The sequence below is a fragment of the Candidatus Limnocylindrales bacterium genome (assembly GCA_035626395.1).
Taxonomy (GTDB): Bacteria; Desulfobacterota; Binatia; order UBA1149; family CAITLU01; genus DASPNH01.
On record DASPNR010000042.1, the window covers coordinates 1 to 16,042 of the forward strand.

Below are 16,042 nucleotides of genomic sequence, written 5' to 3' on the forward strand. Positions count from 1 at the left end.
CTTCGAAGGCACGCACCAGGATCTCCTCGGATCGGCGGGGGTGTTTCGCCGGCTGCGGCTGCGAGCCTGGCGGATCGCAGTGCGGCCAGCTGAGCGCTTCTGCAGCAACCGTCTCGATGACACGGGCAGGCGGCACGTCGGAGCCGCACATGCGTGAGGCCAGCTCCCGCACCGCGCGCCAGAGCTGACGGCCGAACCGGGTCATGACGATGCGGAAGCAGACGAGCGGCTCTTCGGCATCGGTGGATGGGGCGGCGGATGCGGTGGCGTCGGCGGATGCGGTGGCATCGGCGGATGCCGCGCCAGTGGATACCGCAGCGGCAGGACCGTCGCGATCCGAGCCCGTACCGGACGCGCACGCATTTGGACCCGCCCCTTCATCGCTCACGCCACTGCTCGACGCGCACGCATTTGGACCCGTCCTTTCATCGCTCACGCCACTGCTCGACGCGCACGCATTTGGACCCGTCCCTTCATCGCTCACGCCACTGCTCGACGCGCACGCATTTGGACCCGTCCCTTCACCGCTCACGCCACTGCTCGACGCGCACGCATCTGGACTCGCCGCTGCGCCGCCCGCGCCCGCATCCCCCGGCGCGCCCGCATCCCCCGGCGCGCCCGCATCCCCCGGCGCGCCCGCATCCGCATCGCCCGGCCCTGCCGCATCGCCCGGAGCGCGATCTCCGCGCCGCGCGGTCTTCGCAAGCTCCGCAAGCGCCCGCGTCGTCGACGTCAGCGCAACGCGCAGCCAGCCGCGCTCGGTCTCTGTCGTCGCAACGCCAGCGAGCGATCGCGCGTGCGTCCAGCGGATCACACCCGCCTCGAACGCCTGCTGGATCAGCGGCAGCGATGCCAGCGCCGTCACCACGCGCGCGTCCTCCTCCAGGCTGCGCCCACTGACACCGAGGCGCTCGGCGGCGTAATCGGAAAGACGCGTGAAGCCGAGCGGGCCCCACAGCTTGCGCTTGAGCAGCTCGGCGACGATCTGCGCCTGAATCAATCGGTAGCGTGAAACGAGTGCGGCGGCCGGCCCGGCTTCGCCGTCCAGCGCGATAGGGTCCGGCAGTACGCCGCGGCTGATGCGGCGAGGTCGTTCGGAGGCGGCGCGCTCACCGGGCGCCGGTTCCGGCCGCCATCCACACCTCTCGGCCGTGATGCGGGTGCCGGCCAGCGGCAGGCGCACGAAGCGGCTGGAGACGTCGTCACGAATGGCAGCGGAGACCTCGATCATCGAGGCGAACATAGTACGAAAACAATGCGGCTGGCAAGCGAGCTGAGGGCCTTTTTCATGCCGTTTCCGTCATTTTCGCGGCAGCAGGCGTTGCGATGCCGCAACGGTCGACGTCCCTCAGAAGAAGAGGGCTTGGTCAGCTTGCTCTGGCAGGCGAAGTCGTCGAGTCCGACGGCAGACGAAGGGGAAGGAGCGCCCGCGCGGCGCCAGGCATCGTGCCACCGAACACGTGGTGTCGCACGGACACTCGATGTCGCACCGGACACTCGATGTCGCACCGGACACGTGATGTCGCACCGGACACAGATCGGGCCACATCGGATGCGGGAAGGGTGAGGGTGTCGAGCCGTAAAAAAAGAAGGGCCGCTCCGTCGTCCGGAGCGGCCCTTCACGAACCGCGGCTGCTGGCGGCCTCTACTCGAACGCCGAGAACTCCACGATGCCGACGTGACCACCGTTGTTCGTCAGCGTATCGGTGTCGCCGGCTCCGGTGATCTTGGCCTTGACGCCGACGTCGATGGTTCCGGCGGTGACGAGGTCGTTGCCCGTTCCCGCGTTGATCAGCATTTTGCCTTCCCAGTCGGCGTTGGTGATCTCGATGTCGTCCTGATCGTTGCCCGTCTTCACCACCAGCTTGCCCTTGGGATCGACGTGGTGGGAATTGAGAATCGTGACGATGTCGTTGCCGTCCTTGGTGAAGATGCCGCCGCGGAACTCGACGTTGTCGAACTCGATGGTGTCCATTCCGTCGTCGGTCGTGATCTTGCTCGGCTCGGTGATCTCGGTGTCGACGAAATTGATGCTGTTGGTGCCGAGGCCCATGATGAGCTTGAGATTCTTGTTCATCACCACGTTGTTCATCGAGAGGGAATTGGTGCCGTTGCCGAACGTGATCTCGACGGTGCGCGTGATCGTGGCGTTGACGATGCTGACGGTATCGCTTCCAGACAGCATCTCGATGAAAACTTCGCGATTGGCCACGTCGGTCGTGACAGGTGCGCCCATGCCGTTGACCGTGGTGCCGTTGTTCCCCGTCACCAGGTAACGAGAGGGAGATGCCGTGCCGCTGATGGTGACGTCGTTGTCGGCCGAATCGCCGCTGATCGTCAGCTGCCCCTGGAACACGGAAACATTGACGTTCCCCGCTGCCATGGCTCCCGACGCGGTCGCAGCCACGACGGCGATGCCGGCAACTGCCTTGAAAATGAAACTCGTGCGATGAGCCATGGACGTTCCTCCCTGTCTTGAAGCCCCAAAGTGACGAAGGCGCGGCAGTCTCGCCTGGGACACGCCGGTCTGTCAAGCCGAGAAGGCTGCGAACCCGGCAAAATCATTAGGCTTCCTCGCCATCAAGGTCGATCTCCAGAATCGCCCGCGCATGGTATCGGCCGGCCAGCTTGGAGAGGCCGTCGACGATCCATTTCTGCCAACCATACTTTCGATCGAGAGCCTCATATGCTCGTGCGACGACGGCGGGATCGTCGACGACACGGCCCTTCCCCGACCACCTCGGTTCGCGGACCTCGCCTCGCCAGTTGCAGGGTGCCAGTGTCACGCGCGGATCACGCCGCAGCCTCTTGACCTTGACCGAGGCGGCTTCCGTGAACATGTAGATCCTGCCGTCGGCAACCGCGTGCCAGATCGGCACCGCCACCGGCGTGCCGTCGCGTTTGAACGTGGCCAGGCTCGAATACGGTTCCTCGGCCAGGCGCGTCAGCGCAGCGCTTTTGTCTCGTGGATCCGCCATCAGCCCTCCCCGAACGCGCACGCGCACGCGCGCGGCTCTCGCGGCGACAGTTCGTGTCGCACATTGCAGCGGTGAACCGGGTACGGCCTGCGCGCGCAGTATCCGCTCGACGGGCGCGCCCAGGACCGGAGCGTCGCTCTGCGCGGCGGCATGAAGCACGTCACGCTCAGTCTTCCGTCTCCGCTCGCTCGATCACGACCAGGCGGCCGATCAGCGCATCGGGCGGCGTGGCGATGGGCGGTGCGATGTCGATGCGGCCGGCCACGCCCTGCACGACCCGCACGCCCTGATCGGTCCGTACGAAGCCCTTGATGCGAAGAGCGTCGCGCGCACGCAGGTCCCGCTCCAGCTCGGCGGCCGTCACGCCGGCAGCAACGCTGATCTCGAACGACCGGAATCGGTCGTGCTCGTGCTCGCGCGGCTCGAGCGGCTGGCGGTGCCGGCCATGCGACCATGGCGCGGTCTCTTCGGTGACCCGCTCGGCCGCGTCGGCCTCCTGGACTTCGGGCGGAAACAGCAGCAGGGGATCGACCTGGCCGTGCGACGCGTGAATCACCGGCACGTCCGGCGCCAGCTCGCGCAGCACGCGCTCAACCCGCGCGACATCATCCGCATCGACCAGATCGAGCTTGCTCAGGATCAGCAGGTCGGCCGAGCAGACCTGGTCGGCGAACGTGCCGTCGAGGTCGCGGCCCGATGCCACCTGTTCGGCGCTCACGACACACACCGCAATCTCGTCCGATACCCACTGCCGCACCGGATCGCGCCAGAAGTTGAGCAGCGTGTCGTACGGGAGAGCCAGGCCGGACGTCTCCACGATCACCCGCTGCGGATGCACGCGCTCCCACAGCATCTGCAGCGTGCGCAGAAGATCGTCCGAGAGACGGCAGCAGACGCAGCCGCCAGACAGCTCGACGTATTCGGCGCCGGCGCCGGCCAGCAGCGCCTCGTCGATGCCGAGCTCGCCGAACTCATTCGAGACCACCGCCGTGCGAATGCCGTCGCGCTGTCCCGCTTCCAGAAGCCGCCGGACGAGGGTCGTCTTGCCGGCGCCGAGGAAGCCGGAGACGACCAGGGCCTGCGCGCGGTCGCTCACGGCCACGCCAGGATCGAGAAGCCCTCGCCGCCGGGATAGCGGGCGACCAGCCCGCCGAGCCACCAGACGCGGCTGCCCTGCACGCGCTTCTCGATGATCGCCGTCAGCGCCTCTTCCAGCGTCACCAGCGCATCGCGCGGCAGGGCGGCGCCGATGTGCGCGCACAACACCGTGCGGATCTCGGGCACTTCGAGCAGCTTGCGCGTGGAGTCGCGATACGCGACCAGGTCGGAGCCGGGAAGGAACGCGTACAGCTCGCCGGGATAGACGTGATCGCCGACGAAGGCCTGGCCGCGGTCGCGATCGATGAGCGCGATGGCGTCGGGCGCATGCCCCGGAATGTGCATGACTTCGAGGACGCGGCCGCCGATATCGATCTTTTCGCCCGGCCGCCACCATTCGGTGACGTAGAAGCTCCCCAGCATCGGGAGCAGCGAGCTGGCCAGCTGGGGATAATAGCGGTTCTCGTCGATGCGCTCGCGCAGCTCGGGCAGGTCGGCCATGGCTACGTGGTCGAAGGCCGCATGGCTGCCGATGTGGTCGTAGTGCACGTGCGACGCGACTGCCGTCAGCGGTTTTCTCGTCACGTTGCCGGCGATGAATCGGATGTCGCGCGTGCCCGAGCCGCTGTCGAAGAGGATCGCGCGCTTCTCGCCCTTGAGCACGTAGGCGATGTTCTTCTGCCAGTACTGCGGCTCCGAGATCGCGAAGGTGGCATCGTCGATGCGCAGGACCTCGAAGTAGCCATCGGTGGCCACCACCGCCTCGGCCTTCTGCTGCGCCGGAGCGAGCGTGACGGCCAGGACCAGGAGGCACAGCGCGAGCGCGAGCGGCCGCATGAGGTGGGCGCCAGGATTCCCGTATCGCACGCGATGCCTTCTAGGCGGAACCAGAGGACAGGTACAATTTTGACGCGCGCGACCGACCGTGTCGGGCGCGACGGGTACGAGAGGCGGGCACGCCTCCTCGTACCTGTCCGCACGGCCCGGCTACGGCGTGCGCAGATGGCGCTGCAGGATGCGGCGGTACGCCACCGGCGTCTCTGCATGGTCGTTGCCGATGTCGACGCCGACCGTGATCGTGCGATCGTCCGTCCCGTGGAACTCGGACAGATCGAGGTTCCTGCCCCTGACCACGATGCGAACCGAGCCGTCCGCGCTGCGACGCAGCACCATCCTGGTCATGCCGGCGGGCAGCGATCCGGCGCCGTCGGAATCGCTGAAGCGCCACGCGTTGTCGCCGCGCTGCTCGATCGCGCCGGGCGGCAGCGTGAAGCGCTCGTCGTCGAGAGTCAGCGAGAAGCCTTCGCTGTCGGGATCGATGCCGTCGCCCTCCGCCGAAGGCGTCAGCACGGCCTTCATGGTCAGCGCATCGCGCCCCGTCTCCTGCGGACGCAGGCTCAGATTGCTCCTGAGGACGGCCAGCGCGCCTTCATCCAGCTCGGTTGCCACCGTGCCCTGCGGCTCCTCGTAGTTGCCGGTGTTGCGCAGGTCGTGGCGCTTCTTCGGCCACTGCGTCGCCGCGTTCACCGGCGCCGTCGTCTCCCACACGAACAGGTTGCCTTCGCGCACCGAGGCTACGACTTCGGCCAGTCCGTCGCCGTCGATGTCGCCGACCGCCGGATTGGCGACGTGCCAGCCACCGGTGAACTTCGGCCAGCCAAGCGGCGCCGTGCCGGCGCCGTCGAACGCCTGCACGAAGTATCCGGCGCTGCCCATGATCACCTCGGGCAGCGGCGTGCCTCCCACGTCGGCGATCGAAGGCCCGGTCAGGAACTGCAGATCGTCCTGGTGCTGCGGGAACGCCGGCTCGAACGCGCCGGTCTGCGCGTTCCATGCCGCGATGTGGTCCTCGGCGCTGACCTGCTGCTCGGGCAGCGCCACGGCGAGCAGGCGGGCCAGGCCGCCGGCAGGCGCGGCGAACGACAGCGCGCCGGTTCCGTTCAGGTCGCCGAACGCGCCTTCGCCGAGGTTTGGAAACGAGGGCGTGTCGGCACTGTTCGCCGGCGGGTAGCCTTCGGTCGCCATGACGTTGTAGTTGCCCTGCGAGTCTGTGCCGTAGAACGAGGTGCCGTCGTGGCGCAGCAGATAGGCGGGGCCGGCCGCCGAGAAGATGCCGACTTCGAGCTTGCCGTCGCCATCGACGTCGGCAAGCGCCGGCGATCCGTGCACGCCTTCGCCGACGTTGGGAAGCAGCTCGGGCAGCAGCATCGTGATCCTGGCCGGCCAGCCCGGCAGGAACGGCGACGGCGCGTGCGCCGAGCCGTCCTTGTGAATCGCATAGACGCGGCTGTTGCCGGGGCTGATCAGACCCGACTGCGCGATCGCCTGCGACGTCGCACTGGTGAACGCGACGTTCGGCGTCTCGTCGTAGCACTCGTTGGTGCCCACGACGATGTCCAGACTGCCGTCGCCGTCGATGTCGCCGACGGCGGGCGAGGAGATGATCTTGCTGCCGCGGAACGCGCCCGGCAGCGGCACGACCTTGTGCGTGTTCGGATCGACCGATGCCATGCGCGAGGCATCGACGACCAGCAGCGGGAACCCGTTTCGCAAGGCGCCGGCGTGATCCCACACGTAGACGTGGCGGTCGTTGGCCGCTGCGATGACGTCGAGCGTGCCGTCGGCGTCGAGGTCGGCCAGCACCGGCGAGCCGATGAAGGCGACGTCGACGGTGTTGGACGGATCCAGCACCGCGCTGCTCGAGTAGACGGGATTGACCGAGACGGGGAATCCGCCGCGGCGCTGGCCGAGGCGGTTCCACGCGTAGAGCTTGCCCTCGAGGTCGGCGGCAACGACGTCGAGCTGACCGTCGCCGTCCAGATCACCGATGGCCACGCTCGCCAGGATCGGGCCGTAGACGGGCGCGCTGATCGCGCCGCTGGCGAAGCCGGCCGAACCGATGTTGAGCGGCAACGGATCGGCGGTCACCGGCCAGCCCGGCAGCTCGCTGCCGTCGGCGCGCAGCGCGTGCACGTAGCCGTCGGACGTGGCCACGACGATCTCGCGGGCGCCGTCGCCATCCAGATCCGCGATCGCGGGTGAGGACGCGCCGTCGCCGATGGCGACGGGGAAGCCGGCCTTCAGATCCTCGTCGTGATGCACGAAGATCGTACGGCGGTCTTCGCCGAGAAGTCCGCCCGGCTCATCGAGGACCTGCACGCGGATGGTGTACGTGAACTCGTCGTAGTCCGACGACAGATCCGGGAGCTGCGCCAGGCGCCGCGAGATCTGCTCGGGCGTGGGCGCCGGGATCTGCTCGGGCGTGATCGTGGCGAGCACGCCTTCGAGCGGCGAGCTCCTGGTGGCGCCGTAGGAAACGATGTCGACGAAGTCGCTCTCGCGCGGCTGCACGCCATAGCCGATCTGCACGCGGTAGGAGTAGCGCTGCGCCCGCTCGGCCGCCACGCGCCCGACCACCGGAAAGGCGCCGTCGCGCTCGGCGTCGATGTAGGAGAACCACACCGGCGAATCGATCTCCGCCTCGGGTGGAATGACGCCGGCGAGAATGTCCTCGACGGCGCTGCGCGCATTGACGCGGCCGTAGCCGGTGAACTGATCGAACCCCGCCTGCGTGGCGTAACGGACCGTGTCGGGGAAGCCGACGACGCGGTTGTTCTCGAAGTCGATGTCGTCGGCCGTGCGCGTGAACAGCTGGCGGATTTCGTTGGCCGTCAGCGGGTAGTCCAGCGTGCCGGCGTCGACCGCGTCGCGGCCCGCCGATACCAGCAGCCCGGCCACGCCGGAGCTGCGTCCCACGGCTTCGGACGAGCACGACGTGGATGGCACGGCCACCGAGATGTTGCCGCCGAAGTTGGTGCAGCCGTTGAAGTAGAGCCAGGAGTCCGGGAAGACGCCGTCCTGCCCGAAGTTGCGGATCGAGTTGGTGACGATCGTGTGGACGTAGTTGGACGGGTAGTTGTGATGCCAGGCGTCCTCGTCGGCCGCCGACGCCATCACCGGCACGTTGTTCCGGTACGCGTACGTGACCGCTTCCTGGCCGAGGCGCGTGTTGTTGTAGGTGCCGAGCGCCTCCTGAACCACTGCCGCGCCCGTATCGACGGCGAAGATCACCGCCTGCGCGAAGCCGTTGACGTCGGCGACGAAGCTGTCGCCCACGCGCAGCGGCATCGACATGCAGTTGGGGCACGCGCCGGCGTCGCCGCCGTTGTCGGCTTCGGCTGCCGAGTCCCGCGACTCGCCGGTGCCGTGGCCGTACTGCACGTCGTCGTACGGGTCGTTGTCGTACTGGAAGAAGTCCCAGCCGCTGATGTTGTCGACGTAGCCGTCGGCATCGTCGTCGACGCCGTCGGAGAACAGGTTGATGAGGTCCTGTGGGTCGGTGGCGCCGTTGCCGTTGGTGTCGATGACGGCGGCGTCGCCGTCGTAGTCGGGCATGTTGAAGACGCCGTCGCCGTTGCAGTCGCGCGGATCGGTCGGCGGAGCGCCGCTGCACGGCCCGGCCGGTGCGGGCAGCTCGCCGCGGTTGATGTACCACTTGCGGCGAAGATCGGAGACCGCGCCGCCGTCGTTCCACTCGATGCCGGAGTCCAGCACCGCGATCACGACGTCGGAGCGGCCGGTGGTGCTGCGCCACGCGGTGTCGACGCTCATGCCGCTGACGCCGAAGAACTCGTTCGGGTTGGCGAGCACGGCCGGATCCGTCGTGCACGCTGCCGTGCTGCCGTACTTCCAGTTCAGGCCGCCGCAGCTTGCGGGGCCGCCGAGCTCATTCGGCAGCGGCGTGCACGCCAGCGGCATGCCCGCGTTGTCGCAGCGGTTGGCATCGGCGGGGTAGGGGAACAGCGCGTGTGCGGACGGCGCCGTCACGAGGACCGCCAGGAAGGCAGCGCCCGCCGCGACGGCGTGCAAGGCTCGTCGGCTCTCCATGTACTCGGCTGTGGTCATGATCCCTCCTCGAGGTGCGGCGATCCTTCTGCCGCCCTGGTCGCTCGCGTGCGGCGTGCGCCGCTTCGTCTGTTGCGGCCGCGTTCGCACGGGCCGCGAAAGGCGCGACGTCGCCGCCGCTTCACTCGATCCGGCAGCCGCCTCCCTTCATGTCGCCGCTCTGCTGGCCGGCGACGTGGTAGCGCGAGCACCAGATGTCGGAGAGGTGGACGTGGCTCATCTTCAGGCGCTCCTCGGCGCTGAAGCAGTCGGCGCCGCCGGTGCACTCGGCATAGTCGGTATAGCGGCCAACGCTCTGAATGACGTTGCCGGAGACGTTGGCCATGCGGCGGCGGATGTTGCCGTTGAGGTACAGGTCGAACCACGCCAGCGTGTAGTGGTACTCGACGTCCTCGTCCCAGATCGGCGTGTAGGCGTACGGCACCTTGGACCAGTCCAGGTGCGTTCCCGCCTCCGTCATCACGATCTGGCGATCGTGCGCGACGAAATCGACGTTGCCGTCCAGGTCGCGATCGCCGCCGAGCCGGTCGTAACGGCGCTCCATGTCGGGGCAGCGGTTGTCGTCGCTCGGCGGCTGGATGAAGCCGTTGTCGTTGTCGCCGGATTGAAGCTGGATCGGAACGTTGCCGATGGTTCCGGTGGCATCGAAGTGCGACCACGCCACGACCGCGCGCGCTCGCACCGGATAGGCCGCCTCCGTCGACTGCTGATAGGCGATGGCCGCGGTGGCGCCCGCCGAGTGGCCGGCAAGCCCCAGCACGTAGCTCTCGAGATGGTCGGGGCCGCCGGGCGCCTGGTTGACGATCACCATCGGATCGACGCGGATCAGATGACGCAGCGGGTTGGCCGCGCTCGCCAGGAAGTTCATCGCCGCGCCGATGTCGCGCGAGAAGCCGCCGCCGACGCTGCCGCCGACGCCGCTGGCGATTCCGCTGTCGCCGTTGGGGAACCTTCCTTCCGACAGCCCTTGTCCGGAGACGTCGAACGTCATCGCCACGTAGCCCTGCTCGGCCAGGCGCTGGCCGGCCCAGTAGTACATGCGCTGCGAGCCCATGAAGCCGTCGCTGATGGCCACGGCGGGATAGGTCTTCGCGCTGCTGCTCGTGCACGTGACCGCGTCGGTGACGCCGTCGCACGTGGCCGCGCTGCCGCTGCAGGTGACGTCGGGCGGCAGGAAGATCGTCGCGTGCAGGTTGTTGCCGCTCTCGTCGGGGAAGATCACCTCGACACTGTGACCGGCGGTGTACTTGCCGTAGTCGGGCACGCCGCTCCACGGCCACACGCCGAGACATGCCTGCTGCGATCCGATCTCGGGATGGGAGGCGCAATAGGCCGAGCAGTCGGCGAGGTTCTGCGCGATCAGCACGTTGAGGGCGGCGTGGTAGGTCGGGTCCGTCTGGCGGTTGGTGCGGCCCCAGGAGTCGCCGAGCGTGTCGGAGAAGATCGTCTGGTTGGTGCAGAGGCTGTCGTCGTTGACCGGCGTGCTGGCTGCATCGGCCGGATTCGAGCATGCGGCCAGCTCGACGTTGTTGGCGAAGCCGTCGCCGTCGGCGTCGCCGTAGGGCGCGATGACGTCGGTGAGGCCGTCGAGCGTCGGCAGCGTGGTCGTGGTGGTGCTCGACGTGGTCGTCGTATCCGTCGTCGTCGTGGCGCCGGCGGTCGTCGTGGTGGTGTCGAGCGTCGTCGTGGTGCTCGTGGTGGTGGTGGGCTCGGGCCGCGGATGCTGCGCATCGAGCATGGAGCGCGCGATCGCGTCGTGCATGGTGACGATGCAGTCGCCGAGGTCGCTGCTGTCGAAGGGCGCGCCGTCGCCGTCGTCGCAGGCGCCGGGGAAGCCGAGGGCGGCGAGATCGCCGCCGCCGCAGCTCCTGTCCAGCGCGGCCGCGAGCTCGGCGGCCGCGGCGCTCAGCGCCTCGTCGGTAGCCGCATCGCCGGTGGCGTCGCCTTCGCTGCGGCAGTCGGCGTCGGTGCCCGATGCCAGGCACGTCTGGCGAGCTGCCAGGTTGTCGGTGAGGAAGGCCTGTCCGCTCCTGCTCACCGTCTTCTGGCACGCGGCCGCAGCGCCTCCGGCAGGCTCGGCGGCGCCGGGAAACTCGACATCGATCGCGGCATCGATCGCCGCTTCGTGCGTGAACGCGATGCACTTTGCCACATCGGCAGAGGTGAAAGGCGCGGCGTCGTCGTCGCATTCGGCGGGGAAGCCGAGCGAGGCAAGGTCGGCGTCGGTGCACGAGGAAGCGAGACGCGATGCGAGCGCGGCGCGCGCCTTCTCGATGCTCCTGTCGCGCTTGTCGGCGTTGCACTCGCGGCCGGTGGCCTGACGCAGCTCGCACGCCGCGGTCGCCTTGTGGACCCGGGCCTGGAACGGAAGGGCGCTGCGGTCGATGGCTTCCGAGCAGCTCATGGCTGCGGCGGCCGGGGCCAGCGCGCCGGGACCACCGATTGCAAGGAGAAGGAAGGAGAACGCGCAGAGCAGCAAGGGTTCGCGTCGCATGGGGTTCCTCCGCCCGAGCGGAGCTCCGCCTGAAAAGCCTGCGTTACCGCGAGCTTGGAGAAGCCCAGGTTGGACAGTCGTAGGCTCGGCGTGCCGCCTCCAGCACGCGCTGCCTTTCGCCCTTAGTCAGCGGCCTTTTTACATGCCCGTCAATATGGGTCGGCGAAATTACTCGGGTGGGCGCCGCGGCCGCCTCTGCGGCTGCGCCGTCAGTGGGTCCTCGGGCCACGCATGTTTGGAGTATCGCGCGCGAAGCTGCTTGCGCACCTCCGCGTAGGTGTTGCGCCAGAAGCTGGCAAGGTCGTCGGTGACCTGTTGCGGCCGGCCATTGGGCGCCAGCAGATGGACCAGGACCGGCACGCGGCCAGCGGCTATGCGCGGCGTCTCGCGCATGCCGAACATCTCCTGGATGCGTGCGGCCAGAACAGGCGGACGCCCCGCTTCATAGAGCAGACGGATGCTGCTGCCGCTGGGAATCTCGATCCGCTCGGGCGCATGGCGGTCGAGCAGGCGGCGCTGCTCGTAGGTCAGCCGCGCCTGCAGCGCCTCGAGCAGCGGCGCCTTGCGCATCTCTTCGAACGATCGGCAGCCGGCGGCCAGCTCACGCGCGACCTCCGACAGCATTGCTTCGTCGCAGGCCGGCAGATCGAGCTCGGGCATCCACTGCGCCAGCGATCGCACGCGCGCCAGGTACTGCTCGACGTTCCCGTCGTCGAGCGCGAGAGCGCGGCGCGGTGCCGCGGCGGCACGCTCGGCGAGAACCGCAGCGGCCGGCTCGCGCGGCGCCAGCACCGTCTTCTCCTCCAGAACCAGGTCGCGATACATGCGGCGCTGCCGGCCCACGACGCGCTGCGCCTGTTCGTCGAACTCCACGACCACGCTCGCCGCGGTCTGCGGCAGCCACTCGGCCTCGATCGCGGATGCCTGCCGCACCAGCGCTTCGGAACGCTCGCCGCGCCGTCCGGCGTCGATGTCGATGCACACGAACAGCTCGGCGGTGTGGACGAGGCTGTCGCCCGCAAGGCGCACGCCGCGGCCACCGGCCATGACGGCGCGGTCGCTGCCGCGCTCGCGGCGCCGCGCGACGCGGTCGCGGTAGGCGGCGAGTAGTGCGCGCAGGAAAGCTTCCTCGGAGGGCATGGTGCGGCGCGTGGCATCGCTGTCGCCGCCGGCGCCGCGCGAAGAACGGCCGCCGTCGACACGGGCAACGGCTGCCGGCACGCCGTCATCGCGCACTGCCGCCGCCGCAGGCGCGTGCATCGCGCGGTGCAGATCGCGGGCGACTCGCAGCACGCTGCGCGCGGCACCGAGGTTCAGCTCCGGCCACGCGGCCGAAGCCGGCGCGGCGGCGAAGCCTTCGAGCAGGAGCACGCGCTCGAGCAGATCCGATTCCCACGCGGTCGTCGCCGGCAGCGGCAGGGCTTCCCGCGCGCGTCGCAGCGGATCGCGCTCGCTCAGGATCGCTGCGGCGATCGACGCCCGGTGCAGGCATCCCAGCCGCTGCGCCTCGATCAGGAGACGGGCGATGCGCGGCGGCAGCGGCAGAGCCGCCATCGTTCGACCGATAGCCGTCAGACCCTGCTCGTCCAGAGCGTCGAGGTCACGCAGCAACGCTTCGGCCGAATCGAGCGCGGCCGGCGGCGGAGGCTCCAGCCACGGAAAGCTCCGAACGTCGCGCTCGCCCCACGCGCGCAGTTCGAGGACGGCGCGAGAGAGGTCGACGCGCGCGATCTCCGGCTCTTCGGCCGGCCGCAGCGCGCGGTCCTCGTGCGCGCTCCACAGCCGCACGCACAGCCCCGGCGCGGTGCGCCCCGCGCGTCCGGCGCGCTGATCGGCCGACGCCTTCGAAATGCGCGTGACCTCGAGCCGGTCCAATCCGACGCCCGCATCGAAGCGAAGCACGCGTGCCAGACCGCTGTCGACGACGGCCGTGATGTTTTCGATCGTGACCGAAGACTCGGCGACGTTGGTTGCCAGCACCACCTTGCGCCAGCCGCTGCGCCGCAGCACCGCATCCTGCTCTTCGGCAGGCAGATCGCCATACAGCTCCATCACCGCCAGCGATTCGCGCTCCGCCAGCGGCGCCAGCGCCGACGCCGCGCGGCGGATCTCCGCCAGGCCCGGCAGGAACACGAGCACGTCGCCGGATGTCTCGCCGAGCACCGCACGCACGGAGGCCGCCACCGCCTGGTGCAGCTCGCGCTGCGCGGGCGCCGGCTCGTGGCGGATGTCGATGGGGAAGCTGCGCCCGGCGCTGTCGATGGTGGCGGCATTGCCCAGGAATCCTGCCAGCGGCGCGAGGTCGAGGGTTGCCGACATCGCAAGCAGGTGCAGATCCGCCCTCGCCTCGCGCTGCGCCTTGCGGGCCATCGCCAGCGCCAGGTCGGCGTCGAGGCTGCGCTCATGGATCTCGTCGAACATCACGGCGCCGACGCCGTCGAGGAACGGATCCTCCTGGATGCGCCGCAGAAAGATGCCGTAGGTCATGACCACGATGCGCGTGCGCGCAGTCGTCCGGTTGTCGAACCGCACCTGATAGCCGACCTCGTCGCCGCCGAGCGCAGCGCCGCGCTCGATGGCGATACGGCGTGCGGCGGCGCGCGCCGCCACCCGGCGGGGTTCCAGCAGCAGAACGCTGCCACGGGCGACGCCGAAATCGGCCAGCGCCGGCGCGACTCGTGTCGTCTTGCCGGCGCCGGTTGGCGCGCGCAGGACCAGGTTGGGCGAACGGCGTAGGGCCTCGACGATCCGCGGCAGCACCTCGTCGATGGGCAGGAGCTCGAGATCCGAAGGTCGCGCCACGGGCGCCGCTCACTCCGGATGCAGAAGGTAGCGGCGCTCGCCCACCATCAGATCTCCGAACAGCGGCTCGACCACGCGCAGCTTTCCCTCGCGCACCGAGCGCGCCCATCCCTCCAGGTCCAACGGCATGTCGGAGCGGGAATGGCGCAGCCCGAACGTGCCGAGGCGTTTCCAGGCCTCGCCGCCGTCCTTTCTGAACACCTGCATCGAGTGCATGGCGGTGGAGGATACGACCAGCGCCTCCAGCTTTCCGTCCAGATCGACGTCGCCGTCGATGACATAGCAAGGTTGATCGTCCGTGCAGCGGATGCGCTCGTCGGCGACGTACTCGCGCTGCAGCACCGGCTCCAGGCCGTCCGGCCACGGCGACTCGGGCGGCACGCGCCAGAAGACGCGCGCCTCGCCGACCGCACCCTCCACGCGCTGCCACTCCCAGTAGCTGCTCACCTGCAATGCCTGCGCGACTCTTGCACGTCCCGTGTCGGTAGCGGCGGCCTCGGCAAGGTCCTGCAGCGCTGCATTGCCGCGCTGGCCCAGGGAAAATCGCAAAGCCGCATAGTCGAACCTGTCTTCGGTCACCCGGCCGCCGGAAAGGCGCGCGAGCTGGTTGCCCAGGCTGAGCGCGAGCGGATCGAGCAGCGGCGTATGCAGCGCCAGGCCGACGACGATGACCACCGCCGACATGCCGACGTTGGCACCGCGAAGTCGCGGCAGCCACGGCTGGCCGCGCGCGATGACCGCAGCCGCATAGGAGATCGAGTACATCGACAGCACGAACAGAAGCGCGGCGGCGAAGACGCGGTCGGGTGTCAGGCCGTATTCGTCGATCCGCAGCCACAGCGCATGACCAGCGATGGCGGCGAGAACCGTCAGCAGCAGCGTTGCCGTCTCGACGAGAACGCGCAGCGGCGCCGAGTAGGGCGGCTGCTGCGAGCCGTCGAGGTAGACGCCGTTGAGCAGCAGGATGTACACCGCGATCCATGCCTGCAGCAGCGTGGCCGTGCGCTGGGTCGCGAACAGAAGGTCCAGGCCGGTGAAGCACAATGTGGTCAGGAATCCGATCGTGACGAGCGCCGCCAGCGGCAGGATCGCCCGCAGCAGCGCCTGCGTGATGCCACGAAGGGAGTCGAGCAGACGCTCGTTCTCGCGCGCAGCCGCCAGCCCATAGCCGAGCGCGGCGCCGGTGACGGTGAAGAGAAAGACCTTCTCGTGAAAGAGATCGCCGAAGACCTTGATGCCGAGCAGACGGAAGAGGCCCGCCCACAGCTCGAGGACCAGCCACAGCACGCCAACGTGAAGCTGCGCCAGCGCGACGATGAACGCGTTGCTCCAGGCGTGACGGTAGAGGTCGGAATAGGCGAACCGGGCCACGCCCGTGCGCTGCCATATCTGCAGGTACGGGCCGCTGACGTACAGAAGGATCGCCAGCACGAACAGCCAGCTGATCACCAGCGTCTCGTCGCCTTGCGCAAGGACGGTGCCGGTCGGCGGCAGTCCCGAGGCGACAGAGAACGTCACCGCTGCGGCAACGCCACCGACAACGGCCGACGTCGCGGCGAGGCGGCCGAAGGCCTGGCCCGTCCACGCCATGTGCATCACCAGCGATGCAACGCCGATGAATGCGCAGGCCGCGGCGAACCCCGCCGCCGCCATGACTTGCTGCGGCCAGCTCTCGAAGAGCAGCCAGAGCGCCAGCCCCTGGACGGCACCCGCCGCCGCCAACCACCGCCGCCCGCCCGCCACGAACGCAATCGCCAAGCGCTAT

General features: G+C 69.0%; 9 protein-coding genes. All 9 read right to left on the bottom strand.

The annotated features are described in order from the left end of the window. Positions 1–1,231 (bottom strand): hypothetical protein (locus VEC57_15865; GenBank protein HYC00611.1); only part of this gene is annotated, 1,231 nt, incomplete at its 3' end. 414 nt (positions 1,232–1,645) lie between these two features. Then, entirely contained in the window at positions 1,646–2,458 is an 813-nt protein-coding gene (locus tag VEC57_15870) for a hypothetical protein (protein ID HYC00612.1), read from the bottom strand. 106 nt (positions 2,459–2,564) lie between these two features. Continuing rightward, positions 2,565–2,978, bottom strand: coding sequence for a PPOX class F420-dependent oxidoreductase (locus tag VEC57_15875; protein ID HYC00613.1), 414 nt, complete (start codon positions 2,976–2,978; stop codon positions 2,565–2,567). 166 nt (positions 2,979–3,144) lie between these two features. Beyond that, complete coding sequence (locus VEC57_15880) at positions 3,145–4,080, bottom strand: GTP-binding protein (protein ID HYC00614.1); 936 nt, start codon at positions 4,078–4,080, stop codon at positions 3,145–3,147. Then, the gene (locus VEC57_15885; GenBank protein ID HYC00615.1) at positions 4,071–4,943 is read right to left on the bottom strand and encodes an MBL fold metallo-hydrolase; all 873 of its coding nucleotides are present in this window, start codon (positions 4,941–4,943) and stop codon (positions 4,071–4,073) included. The genes VEC57_15880 and VEC57_15885 overlap by 10 nt, the downstream gene beginning before the upstream one ends. Before the next feature lie 120 nt (positions 4,944–5,063). Continuing rightward, a complete protein-coding gene (locus VEC57_15890; protein HYC00616.1) occupies positions 5,064–8,981 on the bottom strand; it encodes an FG-GAP-like repeat-containing protein in 3,918 nt (1,305 codons plus the stop codon). Positions 8,982–9,102: 121 nt separating this feature from the next. Next, positions 9,103–11,475, bottom strand: coding sequence for a hypothetical protein (locus VEC57_15895; protein ID HYC00617.1), 2,373 nt, complete (start codon positions 11,473–11,475; stop codon positions 9,103–9,105). Positions 11,476–11,643: 168 nt separating this feature from the next. Then, positions 11,644–14,277, bottom strand: a complete 2,634-nt coding sequence (locus VEC57_15900) for an ATP-dependent helicase C-terminal domain-containing protein (GenBank protein ID HYC00618.1) — start codon at positions 14,275–14,277, stop codon at positions 11,644–11,646. A 9-nt stretch (positions 14,278–14,286) separates the two neighbouring features. Then, on the bottom strand, positions 14,287–16,035 hold the full coding sequence (locus tag VEC57_15905) for a DUF4153 domain-containing protein (GenBank protein ID HYC00619.1): 1,749 nt from the start codon (positions 16,033–16,035) through the stop codon (positions 14,287–14,289). Between the last annotated feature and the right edge of the window lie 7 nt (positions 16,036–16,042).

Bases quoted from the DNA above. Each gene is read 5' to 3' on its own strand.
- VEC57_15890 (HYC00616.1), bottom strand. From the start codon at position 8,981: ATGACCACAGCCGAGTACATGGAGAGCCGACGAGCCTTGCACGCCGTC.
- VEC57_15875 (HYC00613.1), bottom strand. From the start codon at position 2,978: ATGGCGGATCCACGAGACAAAAGCGCTGCGCTGACGCGCCTGGCCGAG.
- VEC57_15870 (HYC00612.1), bottom strand. From the start codon at position 2,458: ATGGCTCATCGCACGAGTTTCATTTTCAAGGCAGTTGCCGGCATCGCC.
- VEC57_15895 (HYC00617.1), bottom strand. From the start codon at position 11,475: ATGCGACGCGAACCCTTGCTGCTCTGCGCGTTCTCCTTCCTTCTCCTT.